The organism is Olsenella massiliensis, assembly GCF_001457795.1.
Taxonomy (GTDB): domain Bacteria; phylum Actinomycetota; class Coriobacteriia; order Coriobacteriales; family Atopobiaceae; genus Olsenella_F; species Olsenella_F massiliensis.
In genome coordinates this window covers 433,318-459,136 of record NZ_LN898211.1, presented here as the reverse complement: position 1 = coordinate 459,136, position 25,819 = coordinate 433,318, and the positions used below count along the sequence as shown (strand labels likewise).

Here is a 25,819-nt window from a genome sequence, read left to right as displayed (position 1 = left end):
CCGACGTTCGCCGTCACGCTGCAGCGAGCGCCCGCAGTGACTCTCGTCTTGCCTTTTTGCTCACTTTTCGCGCAAAATCGACCGGATTTTGTGTCGATTCGCAAGATGAGCGTCTGGGGAGGGCAAAGACGGCTGCGAATACCCATCGTCATGCTGGCTCGTTCGCTGGGGTACCCTAGCCATGTGCGCCGCCACCGCTCCACCGCGCCAACACGCCATCACGCCACCGCGCCAACACGCCATCACGCCACCGCTCAACCGTGCCGCCAACACAAGCAAAGGAGAACCACGTGCCTCTCGATAGCGTCACTGCAACTGCAGATACTCCCGCCAGGACTCTCGTTTCCTGGAACGTCAATGGCCTGCGTGCCGTCATCAAGAAGGAGCCGAGCTTTGCCGACGTCTTCTCGTCCTGCGATGCCGACGTCTTTGCCATCCAGGAGACCAAGCTCCAGGAGGGCCAGGTGGACTTCGACATCCCCGGCTACTACCAGACCTGGAACTACGCCGAACGCAAGGGCTACTCGGGCACGGCCGTCTTCAGCAAGGAGGAGCCCCTCCAGGTCATCCGCCAGATCGGGTCTCCGGTGGCAGACGACGAGGGTCGCGTGTGCGCCCTGGAGTTCGCCAGCTACTGGTTCGTCAACGTCTACACCCCCAACTCAAAGAACGGCCTCGCCCGCCTGGACGAGCGCATGGTGTGGGACGAGCGCTATCGCGACTTCTTGGTGGGGCTCGCCCAGCAGAAGCCCGTGGTCACCTGCGGGGACTTTAACGTTGCCCATGAGGAGATCGACCTGAAAAACCCCGACACCAACCATCAGAACGCCGGCTTCTCGGACGAGGAGCGCGGTAGCTTTGGCAGGCTCCTGGACGCCGGCTTCACGGACAGCTTCCGTATGCTCTACCCCGACCGCACGGACGCCTACAGCTGGTGGAGCTACCGCATGCGCGCCCGCGAGCGCAACGTGGGCTGGCGCATCGACTATTTCTTGGTGAGCGACGACGCGGCGGGGCGCATTGAGGGCGCCTCCATCCTGGACGACGTCTTTGGCAGCGACCACTGCCCCGTGTCGCTGCGCATCAGGCTGTGAGGCTAGCTCGATGACGCGAGCCTCCCGACGCCGGAGGTTCCCGCGCGCCAGGAGGTGCCAGGGGACATCAGGAGCCGTCGGCAGGCGTCAGGCCGGACCCAGGCGTCGGCGGGCGTCAGGCGGAGCTTTCGGGCAGGGCGCGGCGTAGGGCTCCCAGAAAGCTGGCGGCGTCCGTCGTCGCCAGGAGCTCCTGGGGAAAGCCCACGTCCTCCAAGAGGGCGCGCGTCTTGTCCAGCCGCCCTATGAGGGGGCTTATGTGAGCGTCCGTGCCCGTCGAGAGCAGACAGCCCAGCTCGGCCGCACGCTGGGCAATCGCCCGGCAGCGCGGCGTCGTCTCCGGGCGCTGCCGAAAGGTGCTCTCGTTTATCTCGACCATCTTGCCCAGGTCGTGGGCGGCCGTGAGCACGGCGTCGAGGTCAAAGTCAAGGCCCGACCTGCCCACGTGCCCCAGGATGAGGACCTTGGGGTCCTCCAGAGCCCTGACGTACATGGCCGTGACCTGGGCGGGCGTGGCTCCCTCCGCAAAGTCGTCATCGTGGACGGAGGCAATCGCGTAGTCGCACGCGTCAAAGACGCGCTCCTTGAGCGTGACGGCCCGCCGCAGGCGCTTGCCGTCGATGCGTCGCGCCACGGGCACATCCCAGCCAAAGAGGCGCCCCTCAAGGTCCACGATGTCCGCCTCGCAGCCACGCAGGACGCGCACGCCGTGCCACTCCTTGGGCCAGCAGGCATAGTTGAGGTAGTGCTGATAGTCCCTGGAGACGACGCCTCCCAGGTCGTCGGGGCGGACGTCGGCGCCAAAGAGCGTCGAGGTCATGGGCGAAAAATGATCTGTCGACCCCAGCAGCTCCATACCTCGCTCTGACGCGGCGCGCACGTTCTCCTCGATGGTGCCGTAGGCATGGCGAGAGAAGACCGTGTGGGTGTGGACGTCGCAGGCGATGCGCAACTCCTGGCCCTCTCCCGGGCCGGCCGTGGCCCGTGCGGCCCGCCTCTGGGAGGCTGCCCTGGTCGGATGCCCGCCGCCGCCGGCAGGCTCGCGCTTGAGGGCGCCAAGCCCGAAGCTTGCCCGCTGCGTCAGGACGAAGCCCTCGCAGGCAGGATCCCCCGGCTTGACCTGCCCCCTGCGCCCCTGCGGCCCAAAGCAGGCAAGGCGCGTCCGAAGAAGCCCCGTCCTTCTCTGCATGAACAGGCAGTCTGCGCAGGTGGGCGTACTATCCATGACGTCGCCCGTAGCGCTGGGCCAGCCGCTCCCAGGCGGGAATCGAGTTGACAATGGTGTCATGGCTCACGCAGTAGCCCACTCGCACCCAGCCGGGACAGCCGAAGCTGTCGGACGGCACGGGCAGAAGCTCAAGCTCCCGCGCCTGCCGGAAGAACGCCTTGGCGTCAGGCTCCAGGGCCTTGACCCACAGGTAGAAGGCGCCCTGCGGCTCGACGTACGTGTAACCGGCTTGAGACAGGCCCTCCGTGAGGGCGGCGCGGTTCTTGGCGTAGGCGGCCACGTCGCTGGGGACGTCCACGCAGTCCGCCACCACGCGCTGGAACAGCGCCGGGGCGCACACAAATCCCAGCTTGCGGCCCGACCCCGCCACTGCGGGCACCAGCTCGTCGTGCTCGGGATTGGTCTTGGGGACCAAGACCCAACCGATGCGCTCGCCTGCCAGGCTCAGGCTCTTTGAGTACGAGTAGCAGACGACCGTGCGTCCATATGCGTCGGGCACCCAGGGCACCTCGGCGCCATAGCTGATCTCGCGGTAGGGCTCGTCGGCGATCAGGTGGACCTGGCCGCCAAGCTCCCTGCCACACTCGTCCAGCACGCGACCGAGGCGCTCCAGGTCCTCGCGGGGATAGATCGTGCCGACGGGGTTGTTGGGCGAGTTGATGAGCACCGCCCGCGTATGCTCGGTGACGGCGCGCGCCACGGCATCGACGTCCAGCTGGAACGTGCGCTCGTCGGCCCTGACCTCCACGCAGCGGGCACCGGCGGCCTCGATCCACACGCGGTACTCCGGAAAGTACGGGGCGATGACGATGACCTCGTCACCCGGGCTCACGAGGGCGTTGAGGACTATGGCGATCGACGCGGCCGCCCCGCAGGTCAGATAGACGTCGCCGGCGTCATAGCTTGTCATGAAGCGCCGGTTGAGCGACGCGGCGACCGCCTTGCGGACCTCTGGGAGACCGGCGGCGGGCGTATAGCCATGAAGCGCCGTGGCATCCAGCGCCAATGACCGCTCGATGGACGCGCGGACCTCGGGCGGCGCGGGCACCGAGGGGTTGCCCAGCGAGAAGTCGAACACGTTCTGGGGGCCTATCTGCGCCTTGCGCGCCGCGGCATAGGCGGCGATCTCGCGGATGGACGACGTGGCGACTCCCAGCTCGTAGCTCTGACTATTCATGGGCATCCCGCCCATCTCCCTTCGCCGTGGCAGGGACGTCAGACGTCGCCTGCCCCTCATCCTGACCCTGAGACGTCGCGGACGGCTCGTCCGCCTTGACCCCCATCATGCGCTGGGCGTACGCCTGAGCCGACGCCTCGAGCGCCGCCTCCTCGGCGAGGTCGCCCGGCGAGGTCGCGCCGGCCGGGGCGTCGGCCTCTACGCGCGCCTCGGGATGCTGACGCACGTACTCGTCCCAGTCGTCGTTGAGGAGCGCGTCGACGACGTCGCCGTCGACGGTCTCGCGGGCGAGCAGGACCTGCGCCATGGTGTGCATCTGGTCGCGACGCGCCTCGAGCACGGTGCGGGCACGGTCATGCGCCTCGCGCATGATGCGCTCCACCTCGTCGTCAATGCGCTTTGCCGTCTCGGCGGCATAGTCGTTATGGTTGGCGTAGTCGCGACCCAGGAACACCTCGTGCTGCGCCTCGCCGAACACCTGGGTGCCCAGCTCCTCGCTCATGCCGTAGCGAGTGACCATCTCGCGAGCGAGCTTGGTGGCGCGCTCCAGGTCGTTGCTGGCCCCCGTGGTGATGTCGTCGCAGAAGAGCTCCTCTGCGGTCCGTCCTCCCAGCAGGACGGCTATCTGGTCGAGCATGCCGTCACGGGTCTCGAGGAAGTGGTCCTCCTCGGGCAGCTGCAACGTGTAGCCCAGGGCACGGCCGCGGCTGATGATCGAGATCTTGTGCACGGGGTCGCTGTTCTCGAGGATGTGGCCAACCAGGGCGTGGCCGCTCTCGTGAAAGGCGATGACGCGGCGCTCCTCCTCGGTCATCACGCGGCCCTTCTTCTCGGGCCCGGCAATGACGCGCTCCATGGCCTCCTCGACCTCCGCCATGGAGATCTTGTCTCGGCGACGGCGGGCGGCGAGAAGCGCGGCCTCGTTCATGAGGTTGGCAAGCTCGGCGCCTGTGAATCCCGGGGTCAGCTTGGCGATGCGGTCCAGCTTGACCGTCGCGTCAAGCGGCTTGGTCTTGGCGTGGACCGTGAGTATCTTCTGCCGCCCCTTGACGTCGGGCCGATCCACGGTGACCTGCCGGTCAAAGCGCCCGGGACGCAGCAGCGCGGGGTCAAGGATGTCGGGACGGTTGGTGGCCGCGATGAGGATGACCGCCGAGTTCTCGTCAAAGCCGTCCATCTCGACCAGCAGCTGGTTGAGCGTCTGCTCGCGCTCGTCGTGGCCGCCGCCGAGGCCGGCGCCCCTCTGCCGCCCGACGGCATCGATCTCGTCGATGAAGATGATGGACGGGGACGACTCCTTGGCCTGCTTGAAGAGGTCGCGCACACGGCTGGCGCCCACGCCCACGAACATCTCCACGAAGTCGGAGCCCGATATCGAGAAGAACGGGACGCTCGCCTCGCCGGCGACCGCCTTGGCAAGCAGGGTCTTGCCGGTGCCCGGCGGACCCACGAGCAGCACCCCGCGCGGGATCTTTGCGCCCATCCTCTGGTAGCGCTCGGGGTCCATGAGGAAGTCACGCACCTCCTTGAGCTCCTCGACGGCCTCGTCCACGCCCGCGACGTCGTCAAACTTGACCTTGGGACGGGTCTGCTCGTTGGTGCGCGCCTTGTTGGCGCGGCCAAAGTTCATGGCCCTGCCGTTCTGCGCCTGGGTCTGGCGCATGAAATATATGAATGCTCCCAGGATGAGCAGCGTCGGCACGAGCGACTCGACGACCATCTTCAAGAGCCCGTCCGGGACCACAATCTTGAAGGTGGTTTCGGGGTGTTCCGCCATGAGCTCCTGAAGGCTGTCGCTTCCCACATACGTGCTCGTAAAGCCAGACAGCTTGCTCTTGTCGCCCTTGTCGTCGGCACTCTTCCAGTAGCTGCCGCTCAGGCTGGCGTCGTCCGTCTTGTACGTGACGTCGCTCACGCGCCCGTCCTTGACGGCGACGACGAAGTCGTTGGTGGCAAGGTCGTCTGCGGTGGCGGAGGGGTCCATGAGCATCCGACCCGCGGGCCACACCAGATAGAGGGAGAGGGCGATGCCCAGGATGATGCCCCAGAGAGGGATCTTCCTTCCCCCCGGGCCGGAGGGACCGCCGCCGGACCCCGGACGAGGGGGTCCGGAGGGTCCGTCTGCGTTGCGGCCGCGGCCGCCCGGCTGGAACTTGCTGTCGCGCTTCGTGTCTGACACCGACGGTGCTCCTTGCTGTCGTGCGCCCCCCGCAGGACGGGGCGGATTCGGGGCGGAATCTTAGGCGTACGCCTCGGGCTTGAGGACGCCAACGTAGGGAAGGTTGCGGTACCTCTCGGCAAAGTCGAGGCCGTAGCCCACGATGAACTCGTTGGGAACGTGCGTGCCCACGTAACGCGGCTCGATGGCGGGGGTCTTGCCCTCGATGTCCTTCACCGCGAAGGTGGCGACCTCGACCGAGGCGGGATGGCGGGCCCTGAGAAGGTCTATGAGGTAGCTCAGCGTGAGGCCGGAGTCAAGAATGTCCTCCGCGATGATCACGTGACGCCCCTCGATCTTGGTGTCCAGGTCCTTGACGATGCGCACCACGCCCGAGCTCTTGATGCCGTCACCGTAGCTGCTCACGGCCATGAAGTCCACCGCGCAGGGCACCGTGACGGAGCGGATGAGGTCGGCCGTGAAGACGAAGGCGCCCCGCAGCACGGCCACGATCAGCGGGTTCTTGCCCGCGTAGTCACGCGATATCTCGTCTCCCAGGCGTTCGACGATGCGCTTGATGTCGTCCTCGCTCAAAAGGAGCTTCTGCACGTCGGGATGCAGGCTCTCCATGTCATGATCCCCCTTCATGAGACGCCGGGCGGCAAGGGACCTACCCTTGCCGGACAATGCTTAATACTAGCAGCAGTTTTGTGTCTGACGTGCAGCGGAAGCGCTCGTCGGCGCGAATGCCCGCCACCCACACTATCTCCCTGTTGGGCGCGACGCGCACGATGGGCACGCCGGCGCGGTCCGCCGCAGGTATGCGCGCCTCGTTGAGCAGGTCCGAGAGCTTCTTTGACTGACCGTGCATGCCCAGCGGGCAGAGGACGTCCCCGGGCGCCGCGGCGTCCACCCACAGGCGCGAGTCCTGCCGCTGGCTGAGACCGCAGGCGTCGGCGTCGAGCAGCACCGACATGCCCTGCCATTCCATCCCGTGCGCCCGTGCGACCGCGACGGGGTCGCGCGCGTCCGTAAGCGGGAGCAAACGCGCCCTCAGGACCCTGCCGTCGGCGAGCGTCCGCGCGCCCGGCACCCTCAGCCACAGGGGCTCTCCCTGCTGCGAGGCTCCCGGGGCCCTCAGGAACAGCATCCCGTACTCGACGCGCGCGTCGCAGCCCATGGGCGTTGAGAGCGAACCATGACCTGCGGCGACAAGGGCCAGCACCGCGTCAACGTGACGCGCCTCGAGTCGCGCGTCACAGGAGGCCCGCAGCATGGCCGCGCGCACCGCGCGTCGCGCCACGGCCAGGTCCAGGGCGGCAAGCTTGCGGGCGTCCAGGGCGACGACGCCGCCCTCGTCCCTTCTCGTCAGGCTCCGCAGGGCGCGGGCCGCCACGCCGGACAGATAGGCATCCTCCTCCGAGAGGATGTCGCAGGTGGTCGAGAGGCTCGACACCACGCGTGGGTTTCGCTCGCGCATCAAAGGGAGCAGGCGGTGCCTCACGAACGAGCGCAGGTAGCGCGTGTCGGCATTGCTGGCGTCCTCGCGCCAGGTGGCGCCGCGCATGCGCAGAAAGTCGCAGAGCTCCTGATGCGTGCGATCGAGCAGGGGACGGACGACGCGGTTGCGACGTCGGGGGATGGACGAGAGGCCCGCCGCCCCCGCCCCCCTCACCGCATTCATGAGGAAGGTCTCCGCCCTGTCGTCGGCCGTGTGGGCGGTCAGGATTCGCGCCGCCGACCGGGGCGTGCCAAACGTCGCGGAAAGCTCGTTGGCAAGCTCGTTGGCGGCGGCGTAGCGCAGCTTCCTCCCGACGTTCTCCACGTTGGACCCGGCGTATGAGGCGCGCCGGGCCAGGGAGCTGACGTCCGCGCGACGCACCGTGCAGGGAATGCCGCAGGATGCCGCAAGCCTCCGGACGAACGCCTCGTCCTCGTCGGCGTCGGCGCCGCGCAGGCCGTGATTCACGTGAAGCACGTGCAGGCGTTCGCGAGCGACGCGCACGCACCCCCTGCCGTCGTCAATGTCCAGGCGTGAGCCGACGGCCAGCAGCAGTAGCGCCGTCGAGTCGGCGCCTCCCGAGACCATGAGCACCACAGGGGCGCGGGTCTCCTCGTCGCCTTTGGGTGAGGGCCGGTCAAAGCGGCGCTCGCCCGAGGCGAACCTGCGCATGACGCTGGTCATGGGCGGTTGCCCCTCTTGCCATAGAGCTTGACGAGCTCAAGGGCCATCTTGGCGGCCAGGTCCATGCCCTCCACGGTGATGTGCTCGTAGGGGCCGTGAAAGCCGTGTCCGCCCGTGCCCAGGTTGGGACAGGGCAGCCCCCGGAACGACAGCTGGCTGCCGTCGGTGCCGCCACGAATGGGCGAGACGTCCGGTCTGACGCCCGCCCGCTCGGCTGCCTCCTTGGCGACGTCGATCATGTACATGCGCTCGGCGATGACCGACTCCATGTTCTGATACTCGTCATCGATGTCAAGGCGTACGGTGCCCTCTCCCCAGCGCTCGTTCATGACGTCCGCGACGTGTCGCAGCGTCGCCTTGCGAGCCGCGAAGGAGGCCGCGTCGTGGTCGCGCACGATGTACTCGACCTTGGCCGTCGCCTCGTCGCCCTCGATGGACAGCAGGTGATAGAAGCCCTCGTAGCCGCTCGTGTGGCGCGGCGTCTCGAACGCGGGGAGGCTCGCGTTGATGTGGCAGGCGAGGATCGCGGCGTTGACCATGACGTCCTTGGCGGCGCCGGGGTGCACGCTCACGCCCGTGACCACGAACTCCGCACGACAGGCGTTGAAGTTCTGGTACTGAATCTGGCCCTCGACGTCGCCGTCGAGCGTGTAGGCCACGTCGGCGTCAAAGGCGGCGAGGTCAAAGTGGGAGGCGCCCGTGCCCGTCTCCTCGTCCGGCGTGAAGGCCACGCGCAGCGGGCCGTGGGCGATCCCCTCGTCGCGCAGGGTCTCGAGCACGGTCATGATCTCGGCGATGCCTGCCTTGTCGTCCGCGCCCAGAATCGTGGTGCCGTCCGTGGTGATGAGGGTGCGCCCCGCCAGCGTGGGCAGGTGGGGAAAATCCTTGACGGTCAGGGTGCGGCCGCTGTCGCCCAGGACGAGATCGCCGCCGTCATAGCCCTCGTGCAGCACGGGCACGATGTCGTGGTCGCAGAACTGCGACACCGTGTCCATGTGCGCGATGAGCCCCAGCTTGGGACTGTCCTCAAGACCGGGCGTGGCGGGGATCTTGGCGTACACGAAGCACTCGTCGCTCAGCGTCACGTCCCGCACCCCCAGCTCGCCGAGCTCCTCGACCAGGAGCTTGGCAAGGTCAAACTGACAGGCGGTGGTGGGAGTCGTGTCCCTGTCCGCGTCGCTCGGCGTGCGCACGACCGCATACCTCAGAAGACGCTCATAGGCTCTCATGTGAACTTCCCTTCGTGAAGGCGTCCCGCGACGACGAGGCGCAGGGCAGGCCCCGTCGCAGGCGCACGCGCGCCTGCGCGCGCGTTTTTTGTCCGTGGTCTAGAGTAGACCAGTTATCAGATTTGCGCTGGGACGCACGTCCCGCGCCAGACGAGGGGAACACCGTGACGCCCACGCTTCATCTCACCGTCCTTGCCAGCGGGTCCAAAGGCAACGCCGCCGTCATCGAGGGGCCGCGAGGGTCGCTGCTCATCGACTGCGGGCTGTCGTGGCGCGAGCTCACGCGGCGCGCCGAGAGCGCGGGCGTCGACCTGCGCAAGGTGACGGCAGCCATCCTCACCCACGAGCACGGCGACCACTGCTCGGGCCTGGACGTGGTCCGCCGCAACCTGTCCTGCGAGCTCATCACCACCGCCGGCACCGCGGCGGCGAGCCGGCGCCTGCTTGATATGCCCTTCTCGCTGGTGAGGCATGACGAGGCCTTTGAGGTCTGCGGCATGCGCGTGGAGCTCTTTCCCACCTCCCATGACGTGTCCGACCCCTTTGGCCTGAGGCTCTCGGTGGCAAACGAGGGGGGCGAGCCCCAAGACGCCCTGGGCTGGTGCACGGACACCGGCTTTTTGACGGCGGAGGCGCTCGGCGCCCTGCGCGGTTGTCGCATCCTGGGCATCGAGGCCAACCATGACACGTCGATGCTGGCGCACGGACCGTACCCCTCCTTCCTCAAGAGCCGGGTGGGAGGCGAGACGGGCCACCTTTCCAACGCGCAGTGCGCGGCCGCCCTTCCCCAGCTCGTCGGCGAGGGCACCGAGACGGTCGTGGCGCTTCACCTGTCCCAGAAGAACAACACGCCCGGCGCCTGCATTCGCGAGCTTTCCGAGGCGCTGGGGGCGCAGCCGCTTGGTCCGCAGGAGGTCTCGGCGGGCTCCCTGGCCGAGGCGCGCGGCCGGGATGGAAGCCTCACCATCTGCGTTGCCGGCCAGGACGAGCCACTGGTGGTGTGGTAGGGAGCGTCGCTGCATGCCATCGGCACACACGGGCGGCGGCGCCTGACGCGACGCCAGGGCGGCGGTTCGGCAGGCGAGGCACGGAGCGACGTCTTGACACGGCAAGGCGCCCGGCCGCGCTGATGCGGTCGGGCGCCTTGGGCGCATGCTGTCGCTCGCCGTCCGATACGGTCGCACGGCAGCCGGCAGTGACACGGCTAGTCGATGGTGACCTTGGTGACGTTGGCCTTCTCCTCCTGCTTGGGAATGTTGACGTTCAGCACGCCGTTCTCAAACTTGGCCGTCAGGCCGGACGTCGCGGCGTCCTTGAGGTATACGCCCCTGCTGGCGCGCCACTCCGTCGTCTCCTTGTGCAGGTAGTTCTTGCCCTTTTCCTCCTCGGTCTCCTTCTTTTCGACCGAGATCGACAGACGCCCCTCGTTGAGCTCGACGTCAATCTCCTCGCGCTTGACGCCCGGCAGCTCGGCGCTCACGACGTAGGCGTCGCCCGCGTCCTCGACGTTCATCTTGAAGCTGTCATCGGTCGAAAGCGCTGCGAGCGGCGTCGAGAAGAACGAGTCAAACGGATCGAACGCCCTGCGCAAAGCCCTGTCGTAGCGATCGTACGGAATCAATCCAGACATGATGACCATCCTTTCTGCCTATGCGGCGTTCTTTGGACGAACGCCTTGTCGCACATGTCTATTGTTCCCTCACACGATAAATTTATACGTTTGGGAAAGGTTTTATTACTGTAAGATACTCATGAAATCTAAGTCATACTATATAAGATATTGCTCGGGGTATTGTTTAAAGCGCAGCGAGCCACGGCGCCTCCTGAAGATGCGCGCAGGGCAACGGACGAGACGCGCAAGGACGATGGCTTGTCCGTGATTCTCATGAGCTCGCCAGCGTCCGGGGCTATGTCGCCCGACGCGGCTGCTCTATGATAGGTGCAGATGACAGGCGCGCCTGCTAGGTGCGCCCGTGACCCAGGCGTGGCGCGCGGCGGGAGAAGGCCCGCCGCGACTCCGGAGGTGCTCATGGACGAGGACAGGTACGACGACATCGACCCCAAGACGGGTTCCGGGGCGTCATGCGCGCCGGAGCAGCCCAGGCGCCGTCATTCCCCCGTGGGACCCGTCGCCAAGACCGACGCGCGGGCGGAGGCTTTCGGCCACGTCGCTGACGCGCAGGACGCTGCCGAACCGCACCTTGATGACGCGGCGCGCCAGGGTGCGTCCCCGCGCGACGCGCGGCCTTCCCACGACCGCGTGGGCAGACCGTCCAGGGTCCAGCCCGGCTTCGTGCGCCAGCGCGCGGCGCGCCTGACGCAGGATGCCATCGACGACCTTGCCGAGGATGGCGCCTCGACAGGCCAGTACGCGCACGATTCCAACGTGGCCGTTCGCGGCGGCATGCGCGCCGGCGCCTTCACGGGCGGCGCCTACCGCAGGACGCGTAGCGGCATGGGTCAGGTCAGGGGCAGCCGCTATGGCCAGTATCTTGAGATACCCAAGGGCAGGCGCTCCATCTTCGTCTCGCAGGAGCAGGCGCGTCGGCGCAAGTCGATCAAGTCGTTTGTCGCCCTCATCGTGTTTCTGGCGCTCGCCGCCCTCGTCATCGGGGCGCTCGTGCGCTCGATCATGTAGGCAATCTGCCTGCGGACCCCTCCTGACGCGCGGGGCTAGCGCGGCGTGGCGGCCGGGCGTCCTTCGCGATGCCCGGCGCCAGCGCATTTTTCACGCCCAGGGATCTCGCTCAAACAGAGGCTCCTCACGCGGCGGGCGGTCCGAGAAGGGATCGTAGCCGTCATCGTCCTCCCCCTCCGGGCGCAGGAACGGGGAGCCGTCCCCCTTGGGCCGCGCCCCGCCGTCATGCCCCGGCCCCGTTGGCCCACGAGGTGCCGGCGCATCGCGCCCGACGACCGTTTCCGTCGCGACGGCGCGACGGTCCCGGGAGTCTGCGCCCGGAGCGCTTCCTGTCAGTCTCATGGGCGCACCCCCTCCATCGTGGCTCCTCATGTGGCTCAGGTGGCGCACGCGTCACTGTAGGCGACGAAGGAGCAGACGCTGCCACCAAACGGCCTCAGGTTGACGCCCTCATAGAGCGACGTGCGAGCCGCCGTCACCGTGGCGCGCGTTCCTCCCTGCTCGTTTGCGATGAGCACCGTCCAGCACGTGTCGCCCATCTTGCCATAGGCGCAGACAAACGACACGGACTCCGCCTGAGGGCCCTCGGGCCTCGCGACCGTGTCCTGGTTGACGGTCTGAAGGCGTCCCGTGAGGCCGCAGAGGTCCATGACGGCCGAGACAGCCGCCTCAGAGAGGTCGGACGCGCCCTTGGGCAGCTCAGATGAGGGCAGGTCAAGGCGGATTCCGTCAAACGGCGTTCCCTGACCCAGCAGGTCGCCGGCGGCCTTGCCTCGTCCCACGGCAAAGGTGTGCGAGTAGGGACGGCTGCCCAGCACGAGCGTGCCCTTGCCATCGGACTCAAAGAGCGCCTGGAGCGTCCCGTCGTCGGCGGCGTAGTTGCTCTTGAGCGAAAAGCCCTGGTCAGAGAGATATCCCGACAGTATGCGCGGGTTATACGCAAAGTACTCCGTCAGGTGGTGGTAGTCGGTGGGCGAGTGAGCCGAGACGACCAGCGCGACGGTCGTGCCCGCGGCGAGCGCGGAGCCGGGGATGGGGTCGCAGGACAGGACGGTCCCCTGGTCCTTGTCGGCCGACGTGACATAGCGAACCTGCGGCGACAGGCCGACGGCCTCAAGCTGCGAGCGGGCCTCCCGCTCGGTCTTGCCGACGACGTACGGGACGGTGAGCGCCTGCGCCACCGTCAGGGTGACGGCGTCGGTGGACCTGAAGCTGGCGCCCGCCGCGGGCTCCGTCGAGATGACGGTTCCGGGAGGCGCATCAGAAGCCCGGTAGCTCAGGCGAACGTCCTGCGCCCCCAGGTCGCAGAGCGCGCGACGCGCCTCGTCCTGCGGCACCCCCTGGACGTCAGGCATGACGCGGGCGACACCCACGCGTAGAAGGACCTCGCTGCCCGCGGCGAGGCGAGTGCCGGCCGAGGGGTCGGTGCCGACGGCCCTTCCTACGCCGTCATCCACCGGCACGTCCTCCTCGCGCACCACGAACCCCTTTGCCGCAAGCGCCACCACGGCGGCGTCGTGATTTTTGAACGCCACGTCGGGAACGGTCCTGCCGCCCCAGAGCTCGAGCCCGTAGGTCGCCAGGACGACGGCGCCGCAGAGAAAGGTGCCCGCGAGCAGGACGGCAAGGACCGTGCGGGCCGTGCCCCACCGCTCTGTGACCCCCTTGCGACCGGAAGGCCCTGACCGCTCTCGTGGCACTGGAACCTCCCTTGCCCAACCGCCGAGCCGGGCCGTCGCCCGCACGTTGTCCCGTCGCCTGCGCGCGTCCCGAGAACGCGGGACGCGGTCGCTCACAGCGTAGCATGACATGACCGGACGGCCGACGGCGAGCGCGACGGCGAGCGCGACGGGCGGCCGGGACCGATGTCCCGACCGCCCGACTTCTGCAGGCGACCTTCTGGTTCGGGCGCGCCCGCCCCGGAGGGAACGGTCCTATTCGATGCTGTCCGCCTCGACGGGCTGGTCATCGACGTCGTCGTCGGCAGCGGCGTCGGCGGCGCCTCCCTCGACGTCCATCCGCGTGGCCACCAGCCCGCCCGCGCCCACGTCAACGCGCACGGTGTCTCCCTCGTGGAGCTTGCCGTCGATGATGAGCCCGGCCACGTTGTCCACCACCTGGCGCTGGATGAGGCGCTTGAGCGGGCGCGCCCCGTACACCGGGTCAAGACCGTCAAAGGCCAGGGACTGGGCGGCAAGGTCGGACAGCTCGAGCGTGATGCGCTCCTTGGCGAGACGGCTGCGCACGTCCTTGAGCTGTATGTCAACGATGCGCTCGATGTCCTCGAGACCCAGCGCGTGAAACACGACGACGTCATCGATGCGATTGAGGAACTCGGGCTTGAAGGTCTGACGCAGCGCGTCATTGACCTGACGCTGCACCTGGTCCGGGTCGCTCGCGGCGTTTACGCCAGCGATGAACTGAGAGCCCACGTTGCTGGTCATGATGATGATCGTGTTCTTGAAGCTCACGACCCTCCCCTGGCCGTCCGTGAGACGCCCGTCGTCCAGCACCTGCAACAGCACGTTGAAGACGTCGGGATGCGCCTTCTCCATCTCGTCCAGGAGGATGACGGAGTACGGCCTGCGACGCACGGCCTCGGTGAGCTGGCCGCCTTCGTCGTAGCCGACGTATCCGGGAGGCGCGCCGATGAGGCGCTGCACGGAGAACTTCTCCATGTACTCGGACATGTCAATGCGCACGAGCGCCTTCTCGTCGTCAAACAGGCATTCCGCGAGGGCCTTGGCGAGCTCGGTCTTGCCGACGCCCGTGGGTCCCAGGAAGAAGAAGCTGCCGATGGGACGATTGGGGTCCGACAGCCCCGCGCGGCTGCGCCGCACCGCGGCCGCCACGGCGGCGACGGCCTCGTTCTGGCCGATGACGCGCCTGTGCAGATGCTCCTCGAGACTCTTGAGCTTCTCCATCTCGCCCTGCATCATCTTTGACACGGGCACGCCCGTCCAGGCCGAGACGACCTCGGCGATCTCCTCGGAGGTGACCTCCTCCTTGAGGATGGCCCCCTCGTCGTGCTTGGCCGCCAGGACGCGCTCCGCCTCGTCGTACTGGCGCTGCAGCGCGGGAATCGTGGCATAGCGCAGCTCGGAGGCACGAGCCAGGTTACCGTCGCGTATGGCGCGGTCGACCTCGCCCTTGGCCCCCTCGATCTGCCCCTTGAGGTCCTGGACGCGATCGACGGCCTGCTTCTCGTTCTGCCAGCTCGCCTTCATGCCGTCGAGCTGCTCGCGCGTGACGGCGATGTCCTTGCGCAGGGCGTCAAGCCGCTCGCGAGAGGCGGCGTCCTCCTCCTTGAGGAGGGCCTGCTCCTCGATTTGCATCTGGGTGAGCTGGCGGTCCACGGCGTCAATCTCGGCGGGCATGGAGTCAAGCTCCATGCGCAGGCGCGAGGCGGCCTCGTCCACGAGGTCGATGGCCTTGTCGGGCAAGAAGCGCTCGCTGATGTAGCGGTTGGAGAGGTCCGCGGCGCTCACCAGCGCCGCGTCCGTGATGCGCACGCGATGATGCTGCTCGTAGCGCTCCTTGAGGCCGCGCAGGATGGATACGGTGTCCTCCACCGTGGGCTCGCTCACCAGGACGGTCTGGAAGCGGCGGGCCAGGGCCTGGTCCTTCTCGATGTACTTGCGGTACTCGTCGAGGGTGGTGGCGCCGATGGCATGCAGCTCGCCGCGAGCCAGGGCCGGCTTGAGGATGTTGCCCGCGTCCATGGACCCCTCCGTGGCGCCGGCGCCCACGATGGTGTGCAGCTCGTCGATGAAGAGGATGATGCGGCCGTTGGCCTTCTCGACCTCCTTGAGGACCGACTTGAGGCGGTCCTCAAACTCGCCTCGATACTTGGCGCCCGCGACGAGCGCCGACATGTCGAGCTCCACAATGTCCTTGTCCTTGATGGTCAAGGGCACGTCGCCCGCGACGATGCGCTCCGCGAGGCCTTCGACGATGGCGGTCTTGCCCACGCCCGGCTCGCCGATGAGCACGGGGTTGTTCTTGGTGCGGCGGCTGAGGACCTGGATGGTGCGGCGGATCTCCTCCACGCGTCCGATGACCGGGTCGAGCTTGCCCTGCCGAGCGAGGTCCGTGACGTTTCTGCCGTACTGCTCCAGGGCCTCGAACTGCGTCTTGGCATCCTGCGCGGTGACGCGCTCGTCACCCCTGAGGTCGCTGAACGCCCCCTGGACGCGCTTGCCGGTGACGCCGGCGGCCTTGAGCGCCGCGCCCGCCTCGCCTCGCTCGTCGGCAAGGGCGCACAGCAGGTGCTCGCTCGTGACGTAGCTGTCGCCGAGCTTGCTCGCCAGGCGCTCCGCCTCGTCTCCCACGGCGGCCAGCTCCTGCGAGATGCTCATCTGGCTCATGTCGCCCGTGACGCGCGGCGCCTTGGCGATGACGTCGTCCGCTTGTGCCTCGACCTGGGCGGGGTCCGCCCCCGCGCGCTCGATCACGGCGCGCAGGTTCCGCTCGCCCGACGACAGCAGCGCCTTGAGCAGGTGTATGGGCTTTACCTGCCCTGCCTCGGCGTCCGCCGCGACGCTGAGCGACGCCTGCAGCGCCTCCTGGGCCGTGACCGCCCACTTGTCAAACCTCATAAGGCCTCAACCTCCCGTAGCTGCCTGGAAGCGCGTCCTTGACGCATGTCGTGGTCCAGGCCCCACTGTTCCTTTCAGAACTTAGTTTTCCCAGATCGAAGGAGGATATTCAAAATCTAAGTGTGTTTATAGTAGATAATATGACTTGCACCATACAAGAAAACAGCGGCGCTGACGCATGGGCGCGACGGAGACGCCGGGCATTGGCATGGGGCAGGGGCAGGGGCCGGCGCCATCAGGGCACGGGCCACCGACGTCGACGCTGCCGGCGGCTAGCGGACCTCGTCGCCCTTGCCCTGCATGAGCAGCCCGCGCATGACCTGCTCGGGGTCCGAGCCGTCGTAGCGGGCCAGGGCCGTGATCCGCTCGCGCGTGCGCAGCTCGTGAATGTCGTCCTCAAGCTCCCGCACGCGAGCGCGCAGCTCGTCGATCTGGCGATTGCGCTCCTCGGCCCGCTCGCGCATGTCCAGGATGCGCACGACGCCGGCAAGGTTGATGCCCTCGTCCGTGAGCTTGCTGATGAGGTTGAGCCGCTCTATGTCGTGATGGGAGTAGAGCCGCGTGTTGCCGCGCGACCGACCCGGGTTCACGAGGCCCTTCTGCTCGTACACCCGCAGGGTCTGGGGGTGCATGCCCGTGAGCTCGGCAGCGACGCTGATCATGTAGAGGGGCTTGTCCCTGTCGGCGCGCCCGCCCATGGGCTGCTCCGCCTCGTCCCTACGAGCCATAGCTCTCCACGTCCTTCCTGTAGGCCCGCTCGTCGGCCGCCCGCAGCGCCTCAAGCGCCTCGCGCTCCTTGGACGAGAGCCGCGTGGGGACCCGAACCTTGACGGTCACGTACAGCGCACCCTTGCTCCCCTTGTGCTTGACGTCCGCGGCGCCCATGCCGCGAAAGCGGAAGGTCTTGCCGTCCTGAGTGCCTGCCGGCACCTTGAGAAGCACTTCCATCCCCTCGGGCGTGGGCACCTTGACGCTGGCCCCCAGGGCCGCCTCGTACACGCTGACGGGCAGCTCCATCCTCACGTCGGCGCCGTCGCGCTTGAAGATGGGGTGCTCGGCGACGCGCGTGAGGACCACGAGGTCGCCTCGCGCGCCACCGCTCGCGCCGTACTCGCCGCGCCCCCGATAGCGGAGCTTGCCCCCGTCCACGGCGCCGGCCGGCACCTTGACGTTGATGGACTGGCGCTCCCCCGTCGAGGGGATGGTGTAGCTCACCTTGCGCATCGTGCCTTTGAACGCCTCGTCGGCGCTCACCTCGATGGTCATGGAGAGGTCCGAGCCCTTGACGGGACGACCGGCCCTCCCGGCGCCGCCTGCCTGCCCGCCAAAGATGGACGAGAAGTCAAAGCCGCCAAAGGCGCCGTCGCCGTTGCGGATGTTGTCAAAGATCTCGGACCAGTCGGCCCCGCCGGCGCTGGTGGTGTAGGTGTAGCCCCGCGCGCCGCGCCCGCCGGAGCCGCCGAAGTCGGGGCCGGGGATGCCGCCAAACATGAGCAGCTGGTCGTACTCCTTGCGCTTCTCGGGGTCCGAGAGCGTGGTGTAGGCCTCGCTGAGCTCCTTGAACTTTGTCTCGTCGCCGCCCGCGTCAGGGTGATACTTGGCGGCGAGCTTGCGAAACGAGCGCTTGATCTCGTCGGCAGTGGCGTCACGCTTCACGCCGAGCACGTCATAGTAGCTTCTTGTCCCTGCCATGAGGCGAACGCCTCCTTTCGCTGTGATTTCGTGCGCGACCGCGGCAGAGGCGCGCGACCGTCAGGCCTTCTTGGCCTCAGGCGCCGCGGGGCGCCGGCCGTGGNCGCAGGCGGTCGATGGCCTTGAGCAGGCCGTCATCATGGAGATCGTCGATCATCACCGCATCGGCTCCATCGAGACCTCGGCGCCCGCGCTCTTCCGCAACGAGCCCGTCGGCTGCACCAACACCATTCTCTACAGCATGTACCAGGAGCAGGGCGTCCAGATTCCGCCCGACATCGCCGGCCTCATGATGTCCGCCATCCTCTCGGACACCCTGGCGTTTCGCTCGCCCACCTGCACCAAGCGCGACGAGCATGCCGCTCGCGAGCTTGCCAAGATCTGCGGCGAGGACATCGACTCCTACGCCGACGCCATGTTCGCCGCCGGCGACGTCGGCGTCGCCCTCGCGCGCGTCCTGTACGGGCCGTATGGCCCCGCCGAAGCTGACGGTGACCATGGCGCTGCGGATGACCTTGCCGCCCATGCGATAGCCGCGCCGGAAGACGCGCGAGACGGTCTCGTCAAAGACGCTCGCGTCCTCCTCGCGCCCGATGGCCTGATGCATCGTCGGGTCAAAGGGTTCGCCCACGGGGTCGATGACCTCGACGCCCTCCTTGTTGAGCGCGGCGTACATCTTGTCATGGATGGCCTCGACGCCCTCGACGAACTGCAGGACCGCGGCGTCGTCCGCGTGGTTCTGCTCGGCGTGCTCGCAGGCGCGCTCCATGTCGTCCAGAACGGGCAGCAGGCTCAGGACCAGCTTCTCGGCGGCGCGGCTCTTCTCGGCAAGGCGCTCCTGGGCCGTGCGACGCCGGAAGTTGTCCCAGTCCGCCTGGAGGCGAACCAGGCGCTCGGCGGCATCGTCGGCCCGCTTGCGTGCCGCCGCCGCCTCGTCGTCGGCCTGCACGAGCCTCTGTCGCAGCTCGTCGCGCTCCTGGGCGATGCGGTCGGCATCGACCTTGAGCTCCTCCTCGGCAGCCTGCTCGCCGGCACGTATGGCGGCCTCGACGCGCGCCCGCTCGTCCGCGTCGTCGTCGGCGGGCACCTGGACCGACACGTCATCGCCACGGGCGTCTGCCGCCCGTGCCGGCGCCGCGTCGGGACCGGATGCGAAAGCGGCGTCCCTGCTGTCGTCCACCTCGCTGATAGGCACCTTCACGTCACCCTCCTCGGAACCTTCATGCCGGGCTGCCCGGGCCTTGGCCCGGGCGCCCTGGCGTCTGGAATGTCGTCTGGCAGCCACGCGCGCCGCAGCTAGTTCTTGGCGTCGTCGTCCACGACCTCGTAGTCGGCGTCAACGACCTCGTCGGGGTTGCCCGTGGGCTGGGCGCCGGCGGCGCCGCCCGCCTGGGCGTTGGTGTCGGAGTAGACGATCTCGGCGAGCTTGTGGCCAGCCTCCTGGAGCTTCTCGCCCGCAGCCTTGATGGCCTCGATGTCGGTGCCGTCAAGGGCCTTCTTGGCCTGCTCCACGGCAGCCTCCACCTCGGACTTGACGTCGGCGGGCGCCTTGTCGCCCAGGTCCTTGAGCGTCTGCTCGGTGGAGTAGCACAGGGAGTCGGTCTGGTTGCGGACCTCGATCTCGTCCTTGTGACGCTTGTCCTCCTCGGCGTGGGACTCAGCGTCCTTGACCATGCGATCGACCTCGTCGTCCGAGAGGGCCGTGGACCCCGAGATCGTGATCTGCTGCTGCTTGCCCGTGCCCTTGTCCTTGGCCGTGACCTTGACGATGCCGTTGGCGTCGATGTCGAAGGTGACCTCGATCTGCGGCACGCCGCGGCGGGCGGCGGGGATGCCGGTGAGGTTGAACTTGCCCAGGCTCTTGTTGTCGCGCGCCATCTCGCGCTCGCCCTGCAGGACGTTGATCTCGACGGAGGTCTGGTTGTCGGCGGCGGTGGAGTACACCTCCGTCTTGCTCGTGGGGATCGTGGTGTTGCGGTCGATCATCTTGGTCATGACGCCGCCCATGGTCTCGACGCCGAGCGAGAGCGGCGTGACGTCCAGAAGCAGGATGCCCGAGACGTCGCCCGTGAGGACGCCGCCCTGGACGGCGGCGCCGTCGGCGACGACCTCGTCAGGGTTGACCGACATGTTGGGCTGCTTGCCCGTCATCTGCTTGACGAGCTCCTGGACGGCCGGCATGCGGCTGGAGCCGCCGACGAGGATGACCTCGTTGATCTGAGAGAGCTGGAGGCTCGCGTCGCGCAGGGCGTTGGTGACGGGACCCTTGCAGCGCTCGAGCAGGTCGCGCGTGATGCGCTCGAACTCGGCGCGAGACAGGCTGTACATGAGGTTCTTGGGCCCGTTGGCGTCCATGGCGATGAAGGGCAGGTTGATGTCGGCCTGCTGGGCGCTGGAGAGCTCCTTCTTGGCGTTCTCGGCGGCCTCCTTGAGGCGCTGCAGGGCCATGGGGTCCTTGCGCAGGTCGATGCCGTTCTCGGCCTGGAACTTGTCGGCCATCCAGTCGATGACCTTCTGGTCCCAGTCGTCGCCGCCCAGGTGGTTGTCGCCGTTAGTGGCCAGCACCTCGACGACGCCGTCGGCGAGGTCGAGGATCGAGACGTCAAAGGTGCCGCCGCCCAGGTCGAATACGAGGACCTTCTGCTCCTGGTTCTGCTTGTCGAGGCCGTAGGCGAGGGCCGCCGCCGTGGGCTCGTTGACGATGCGCTGGACGTTAAGGCCGGCGATCTTGCCGGCGTCCTTGGTAGCCTGGCGCTGGGCGTCGTTGAAGTAGGCGGGGACGGTGATGACGGCGTCGGTGACCGTCTCGCCAAGGTACTTCTCGGCGTCCGCCTTCATCTTTGCCAGAATCATGGCGCTGACCTGCTCGGGCGTGAAGTCCTCGCCCTCGATCTCGACGACGGCGCGGTTGCCGGTGCCGGACTTGACCGTGTAGGGCACGGTCTTGAGCTCGGAGCTGACCTCGTCGTAGCGACGGCCCATGAAGCGCTTGATGGAGAACACGGTGTTCTTGGGGTTGGTGACGGCCTGGTTCTTGGCGGCCTTGCCCACGATGCGGTCGCCGTCGGTGCGGAAGCCGACGACGGAGGGGGTGGTGCGATCCCCCTCGGCGTTGACGATGATCGTGGGCTCGCCGCCTTCCAAGACCGCCATGGCGGAGTTGGTGGTGCCCAGGTCGATGCCGAGAATCTTACTCATGATGCGGTTCCTTTCCTCTGCCTGCCGGGCGATGTCCACGCCTGAGGGGCACTATGAACGCTCTTTACGGTTCTCTTGTTCCCATGCAGTATCATTCTATACATTATCTAAGTCTCTTTACATGAGATTTATTGCCTCATTCAATATAAGGGATGCCCGCGCGGCACATGGCCGCACGGGCGCCCGACGATCTTCCGGTCACGGACGACCATGGCGTCGACTGGTTGTTGACGTGGCGCCTACCCCTCGCGCGCCTCGCGCGAAAAGGCAAGCTCCCACAGGGAGACGATGCCGCAGGCGATGCCCCCGACGGGCCAGGGCACCCAGAAGATGGACTTGACCGCCGACGCCCACGGGCCACCGACCTCAGTCGAGAAGAGCAGGAGCAGCCCCACGATGGTGGCGACGAGCATGATGATGCCGCAGCGGGCGCCCAGTCGCCTGCTGCGGCGCTTGGCGACGATGGCCCTGCGGCCCCGCTCCTGCCCAAGCGTCGCCACGATCTCGTCGTCGGGCAGGTCATGCAGGGCCTCCTCGTTATAGGAGGCGATGTCGACGCGCCCGCTCAGCGACGCGACCCACACGATCAGGCCCACGCCGAGCGCGGCGGGCATCAGGAGCGAAAACCCCGCGACGGGCAGGTCCCCCAGCGCGGAGGCGGCCACGCAGCCCAGGATTATGAGCGAGACGCCGGCGGCGACGCCCTTGCCCAACAGCGCGCTGGCCGCCGCGCGGTCCTCCGTTGCGTAGAAGTCATCGAGGTAGGGATGGGCCTTGACAAAGGCCGAGCGCGTTATAGACGCGGGGATGATGAGGGCGCACCCTGCGGCCACCCCCAGCAGGGCCGGGACGCCCGCAAGCGCCTCGGCGCGCGCCTCGTCGAGAGCGAACGCGATGCCCGCGGCGTTGGTCTCGCCCAACAGGGCCGAGAAGGCCACCCCCGCGATGATCAGGGTCACGCCCAACGCAAGGCGCCAGGCGTGCGAGCGCATGAGCTCGTCGTAGCCGAAGACGTCCTGGGCGGGGCCCTCGGGCATGGCCATCGACGGCTCCGCCTCGCGCCCCGTGAGGTCTCCCTGCACGAGCTCGTCCATCGTGCAGCCAAAGATGTCGCACAGCTTGAGAAGCTTGTCCATCTCGGGATAGGCCCGCTCGGCCTCCCACTTGGTGACGGACTGGCGGCTCACCCCAACGAGCATGGCAAGCTGCTCCTGGGTCATGTTACGCGTGGCGCGCAGGTGCTGGAGGTTGTCTCGAAAGCTCATGGGTCTGCCTTTCTGTTGAGGAACCCTGATTCGTCTGCCATCCGACACCCACGACGATAGGGTAGCTCATGGGCACCCTCCACCAACCTGTGGCTGCAATATGCAAAGGCGTCCGGGCAACCTGCGGTTGCCTTTGCAGGTAGACGGCATGACGCGCGTGCGCCGTCAGGGCACCGCCGCGTCGCCGTCGCGGCGGTCGAGACGTCCCAAGGCCGCGCGGAGAGCTATCCTACAAGGACGCGGCCCGGACCAAAGGGCCGGTCGCCATCGCCGGCACCCGCACACGAGACGGAGCGCACATGCCCATCAACATCCCCGACGGCCTGCCCGCCAAGAAGACCCTGAGCCAGGAGCGCATCTTTGCCCTCGAGGAGGAGGCGGCGAGCAGCCAGCAGATCCGTCCGCTGCGCGTGGTCATCCTCAACCTGATGCCCACGAAGATAGAGACCGAGACCCAGATCCTGCGCCTCATCTCAAAGTCGCCCCTGCAGATCGACTGCGACTTCATGCGGGTGTCCTCGCACGAGAGCACGCACGTGTCCAAGGACCACCTGGTCAAGTTCTATGACGGCTTTGACGCCTTTCGCGACAGGAACTACGACGGCATGATCATCACGGGCGCCCCCGTGGAGCAGCTCGCCTTTGAGGACGTGGACTACTGGGACGAGCTCTGCGACATCATCGACTGGTCACAGGGGCACGTCCTCAGCACGATGTTCTTGTGCTGGGGGGCGCTGGCCGGTCTGTACCATCTGTACGACATCCCCAAGAAGGTTCTGCCCGCCAAGCTCTTTGGCGTCTTTCCCCAGCGGCTCTGCGACGAGTACAACTTCCTCACCAACGGATTTGACGAGGTTCACAACATGCCGCACTCGCGCCACGCCGCCATAGAGACGAGCGAGCTGGTCAAGCATCCCGAGCTCCACGTGCTCAGCGAGGGCTTCTCGTCGGGCCCCGCCCTCATCGCCACACGCGACTTTCACGAGGTCTACGTGACGGGACACTTTGAGTACGGACGCGACACGCTGGCAGACGAGTTCTGGCGTGACTTCAGGCGCGGCCTGCCCATCCGCGTGCCCGAGAGCTACTTTCCCGACGACAATCCCGAGAGGCAGCCCGTCTTCACCTGGCGCGCCCATGCCAACCTGCTGTACCGCAACTGGCTCAACTGGGTCTACCAGATGACGCCCTACGAGCTCGACCAGATTCCCCACGAGATCGTCAAGCTGCGCGCGGACAACGCGGGCACGGTCGATAAGTTCGAGGTCTAGGGCCGACGGGCCTTTCCGGGACCGGCAGGTTCGAGCGTCGGGGCGACCGGGGGCGCGATGGGGCGCGGGGGCGCCAGGGAACACGGCGGCGGCAAGGCGTCACCGCAGGCGCGCCGCTTTGAGGGAGCCTGACTAGCGCGCCTCGCGCGCGCCGGCGCGCATCCGGCCTCGAACGAGCCCCGCCACGGCGGGGACGAGCGAGACGACCACGATGCCGACGATCAGCCACTCGAAGTGCCGCTGCACGAAGGGGATGCCCCCAAAGAAGTATCCCAGAAGCGTGAAGAGCGTGGACCAGGTGATGCCGCCCAGCACGTTGAAGATGACGAAGTTGCGCCAGTGCATGCCCCCCATGCCCGCGATGAACGGGACGAACGTGCGGATGAAGGGGAAGAACCGGCCCAGGAAGATGGCAAGGTGGCCCCACTTGTCCAGGAAGGCCTTGGACTTTGCCATGCGCTCGGGCGTCATGGCCTTGACCCTGCCGGACGCGACGATGCGCGTGCCAAAGAAGTGGCCGATCATGAAGTTGCACTGGTCGCCCACGATGGCGGCCGTCCAGGCCACGCCGAGCAGGACCCCTATGTGAAAGCCCCCGCCATGCGCAAAGAAGCCGGCGGCAAAGAGCAGCGAGTCGCCGGGCAGAAACGGGAAGAACACGACGCCCGTCTCGACGAAGATGACGAGGAAGACAAGGCCATAGGCCGCGAGCGGGCCGGCGGCGATGGCGCCGGCGATGGCGCCGCGCGGGTCCTTGAGCAGGTTGACCAAAAAGCTGATGAGTCCCATGAGCCTGGGGCCCCCTTCTGAGGGTGGCCCCCGCGCCTGCGGCGGCCTCGGCGCGTATGCACATGCACGCAGTGCGCTCGATGGGAACGGACGCCCGCCAGAGGCCCCTTATGGCTGCTGCCTTCCGGCCCTGACCAGGTTCGAGGTGTGACGTCGTCCGCCCCCGTCGGGCGCACTGACCAACCCACTGTAGCAAAGCGCGCCTTGGCGCGCCACGGGCGTCACGTCGGCTCACCAAACGGCCACCAGACGCGCGCGGCGCAAGCCGGCGCGCGGGGAGGCGGCGCCCGCGCACGACGACAGTCCCGCCCTTTGCCTTGGGCCTCGCGGAACGCCTGCGGCGCGCGTGCGCTACGCTTAGGCACGCGGCCAGTCGCGTTTTGTAGCCGACCGGACACCATGAGCCACGACGCCCCGACGGTCAGAGAGGTCCCCCTTGATCGAGCTTTGCCCAGGAACCTACGACGTTGACCTCATCGCGCGCAGCGGCCAGTCGTTTCGCTGGCGGCAGCTCGCACGGGTCGGGGGCGGACCCGGCGCCGGGTCGTGGCGCGTGCCCGCCCTGGGAGGGTGCGCCACGCTGCTCCAGCACGGCGACAGGATCCTCGTTGACCTGGGGGCGCCGGACGCCCGGGGCCTCCGAGGCGCCGAGGGCAAAGGCGCGGCGGCGTCCTTGGGACCGCATGGCGACGCGCGGCGCTGGCTCGACTACCTCGCGCTGGGCCCGCATGACGCCGCGACCCACGAGGACGCCCTCGAGGAGCTGGCCCGCCTGCCCGACCCCATGCCGCGCGTCGTGCGCACGTACGGCGGCCTGCGGGTGCTGCGCCAGGACGCGTGGGAGACCTGCGTCTCGTTCGTGATCAGCCAGAACAACAACATAGCGCGCATCAGGCGCTCGCTCGCGGCCATCTGTGGGTCGGGGCTCTCTCCCCTCCCCTCCTCCGAGGCCCTCCTCGACCTGCTCGTGCGCGGCAAGGGGGCGGGCCTGGGCCTGGGATACCGCCTGCCGTACCTCATGGACCTCTGCCGCCGCTGGCCCGCGCTCTCCCTTCGCCTGAGGCGCAGGGAGGGCTACGAGGCCGACTTTTGCGCCCTGTGCGAGGTGGACGGCATCGGCCCCAAGGTGGCCAACTGCATCTGCCTGTACGGGCTGGGACACGAGGAGGTCGTTCCCCGTGACACCTGGATTCGAAAGGCCGAGGAGCGCCACGGCATCGTCTGGCATCCCGAGCTGGGCGGCCTGCAGCAGCTGATGGTGTTCGAGTGGATGCGCGCGCGGGCGTCCTGACGGTCGCGC

At 67.7% G+C, this 25,819-nt stretch carries 19 protein-coding genes, 1 other RNA gene and 2 pseudogenes; 6 read left to right on the top strand and 16 right to left on the bottom strand.

What is annotated here, in order from left to right; translation table 11 throughout:
- The first annotated feature begins 290 nt into the window (after positions 1–290).
- On the top strand, positions 291–1,094 hold the full coding sequence (locus BN3001_RS06080) for an exodeoxyribonuclease III (protein ID WP_058270873.1): 804 nt from the start codon (positions 291–293) through the stop codon (positions 1,092–1,094).
- Between the two features lie 115 nt (positions 1,095–1,209).
- Here the strand turns inward: BN3001_RS06080 and BN3001_RS06075 are convergent, their stop codons facing one another.
- The 6 genes from BN3001_RS06075 to pepT are packed head-to-tail and all read right to left on the bottom strand — an operon-like array spanning position 1,210 to position 9,068.
- On the bottom strand, positions 1,210–2,316 hold the full coding sequence (locus tag BN3001_RS06075; protein WP_235815065.1) for a phosphatase: 1,107 nt from the start codon (positions 2,314–2,316) through the stop codon (positions 1,210–1,212).
- A complete protein-coding gene (locus BN3001_RS06070) occupies positions 2,309–3,502 on the bottom strand; it encodes a pyridoxal phosphate-dependent aminotransferase (RefSeq protein ID WP_082630027.1) in 1,194 nt (397 codons plus the stop codon). The genes BN3001_RS06075 and BN3001_RS06070 overlap by 8 nt, the downstream gene beginning before the upstream one ends.
- Complete coding sequence (gene ftsH / locus BN3001_RS06065) at positions 3,489–5,675, bottom strand: ATP-dependent zinc metalloprotease FtsH (protein ID WP_268872525.1); 2,187 nt, start codon at positions 5,673–5,675, stop codon at positions 3,489–3,491. The genes BN3001_RS06070 and ftsH overlap by 14 nt, the downstream gene beginning before the upstream one ends.
- 60 nt (positions 5,676–5,735) lie before the next feature.
- Positions 5,736–6,284 (bottom strand): hypoxanthine phosphoribosyltransferase, encoded by a 549-nt coding sequence (gene hpt / locus BN3001_RS06060; RefSeq protein ID WP_058270872.1) that lies wholly within the window; start codon positions 6,282–6,284, stop codon positions 5,736–5,738.
- Positions 6,285–6,324: 40 nt separating this feature from the next.
- On the bottom strand, positions 6,325–7,839 hold the full coding sequence (gene tilS / locus BN3001_RS06055; RefSeq protein WP_197407461.1) for a tRNA lysidine(34) synthetase TilS: 1,515 nt from the start codon (positions 7,837–7,839) through the stop codon (positions 6,325–6,327).
- Positions 7,836–9,068, bottom strand: a complete 1,233-nt coding sequence (pepT, locus tag BN3001_RS06050) for a peptidase T (protein WP_058270871.1) — start codon at positions 9,066–9,068, stop codon at positions 7,836–7,838. Before pepT ends, tilS begins: the two co-directional genes overlap by 4 nt.
- A gap of 164 nt (positions 9,069–9,232) precedes the next feature.
- Between pepT and BN3001_RS06045 the strand changes: the two genes are divergently transcribed.
- On the top strand, positions 9,233–10,075 hold the full coding sequence (locus tag BN3001_RS06045) for an MBL fold metallo-hydrolase (protein WP_058270870.1): 843 nt from the start codon (positions 9,233–9,235) through the stop codon (positions 10,073–10,075).
- 197 nt (positions 10,076–10,272) lie between these two features.
- Here the strand turns inward: BN3001_RS06045 and BN3001_RS06040 are convergent, their stop codons facing one another.
- Positions 10,273–10,698: an Hsp20/alpha crystallin family protein gene (locus tag BN3001_RS06040; protein ID WP_058271267.1), complete on the bottom strand. Its 426-nt coding sequence runs from the start codon at positions 10,696–10,698 to the stop codon at positions 10,273–10,275.
- A 399-nt stretch (positions 10,699–11,097) separates the two neighbouring features.
- Between BN3001_RS06040 and BN3001_RS06035 the strand changes: the two genes are divergently transcribed.
- A complete protein-coding gene (locus BN3001_RS06035) occupies positions 11,098–11,706 on the top strand; it encodes a hypothetical protein (RefSeq protein ID WP_058270869.1) in 609 nt (202 codons plus the stop codon).
- Between the two features lie 377 nt (positions 11,707–12,083).
- Here the strand turns inward: BN3001_RS06035 and BN3001_RS06030 are convergent, their stop codons facing one another.
- The 4 genes from BN3001_RS06030 to BN3001_RS06015 form a co-directional block, all read right to left on the bottom strand.
- Positions 12,084–13,406, bottom strand: a complete 1,323-nt coding sequence (locus tag BN3001_RS06030; protein ID WP_058270868.1) for a PASTA domain-containing protein — start codon at positions 13,404–13,406, stop codon at positions 12,084–12,086.
- A gap of 234 nt (positions 13,407–13,640) precedes the next feature.
- Complete coding sequence (gene clpB, locus BN3001_RS06025) at positions 13,641–16,304, bottom strand: ATP-dependent chaperone ClpB (protein ID WP_082630024.1); 2,664 nt, start codon at positions 16,302–16,304, stop codon at positions 13,641–13,643.
- Between the two features lie 272 nt (positions 16,305–16,576).
- On the bottom strand, positions 16,577–17,032 hold the full coding sequence (locus tag BN3001_RS06020) for a heat shock protein transcriptional repressor HspR (protein WP_235815064.1): 456 nt from the start codon (positions 17,030–17,032) through the stop codon (positions 16,577–16,579).
- The gene (locus BN3001_RS06015; RefSeq protein WP_058270867.1) at positions 17,022–17,996 is read right to left on the bottom strand and encodes a DnaJ C-terminal domain-containing protein; all 975 of its coding nucleotides are present in this window, start codon (positions 17,994–17,996) and stop codon (positions 17,022–17,024) included. The genes BN3001_RS06020 and BN3001_RS06015 overlap by 11 nt, the downstream gene beginning before the upstream one ends.
- Before the next feature lie 106 nt (positions 17,997–18,102).
- On the opposite strand from BN3001_RS06015, the pseudogene BN3001_RS08370 reads away from it, so the two are divergent.
- Positions 18,103–18,426 (top strand): annotated as a pseudogene (locus tag BN3001_RS08370) (DHH family phosphoesterase); the annotation flags it as partial.
- Between the two features lie 66 nt (positions 18,427–18,492).
- On the opposite strand, the pseudogene BN3001_RS08585 reads toward BN3001_RS08370, so the two are convergent.
- The 3 genes and pseudogenes from BN3001_RS08585 to BN3001_RS06000 form a co-directional block, all read right to left on the bottom strand.
- Positions 18,493–19,083, bottom strand: a pseudogene (locus tag BN3001_RS08585) (nucleotide exchange factor GrpE); the annotation flags it as partial.
- Positions 19,084–19,292: 209 nt separating this feature from the next.
- Complete coding sequence (gene dnaK / locus BN3001_RS06005; protein ID WP_058270866.1) at positions 19,293–21,194, bottom strand: molecular chaperone DnaK; 1,902 nt, start codon at positions 21,192–21,194, stop codon at positions 19,293–19,295.
- Between the two features lie 239 nt (positions 21,195–21,433).
- Positions 21,434–22,459: a helix-turn-helix transcriptional regulator gene (locus BN3001_RS06000; protein WP_058270865.1), complete on the bottom strand. Its 1,026-nt coding sequence runs from the start codon at positions 22,457–22,459 to the stop codon at positions 21,434–21,436.
- Positions 22,460–22,758: 299 nt separating this feature from the next.
- Between BN3001_RS06000 and BN3001_RS05995 the strand changes: the two genes are divergently transcribed.
- Positions 22,759–23,730 carry a homoserine O-succinyltransferase gene (locus BN3001_RS05995; RefSeq protein WP_058270864.1) on the top strand — a complete coding sequence of 324 codons (972 nt, stop codon included), beginning with the start codon at positions 22,759–22,761 and terminating at the stop codon, positions 23,728–23,730.
- Positions 23,731–23,862: 132 nt separating this feature from the next.
- Here BN3001_RS05995 and BN3001_RS05990 read toward each other — a convergent pair whose 3' ends face one another.
- Both BN3001_RS05990 and ffs read right to left on the bottom strand, forming a co-directional pair.
- The gene (locus BN3001_RS05990) at positions 23,863–24,519 is read right to left on the bottom strand and encodes a VTT domain-containing protein (RefSeq protein WP_058270863.1); all 657 of its coding nucleotides are present in this window, start codon (positions 24,517–24,519) and stop codon (positions 23,863–23,865) included.
- Positions 24,520–24,595: 76 nt separating this feature from the next.
- Positions 24,596–24,687: signal recognition particle sRNA small type (ffs, locus tag BN3001_RS08205), an RNA gene on the bottom strand.
- A gap of 268 nt (positions 24,688–24,955) precedes the next feature.
- On the opposite strand from ffs, the gene BN3001_RS05985 reads away from it, so the two are divergent.
- The gene (locus BN3001_RS05985; RefSeq protein ID WP_058270862.1) at positions 24,956–25,810 is read left to right on the top strand and encodes an N-glycosylase/DNA lyase; all 855 of its coding nucleotides are present in this window, start codon (positions 24,956–24,958) and stop codon (positions 25,808–25,810) included.
- The last annotated feature ends 9 nt before the right edge of the window (positions 25,811–25,819 follow it).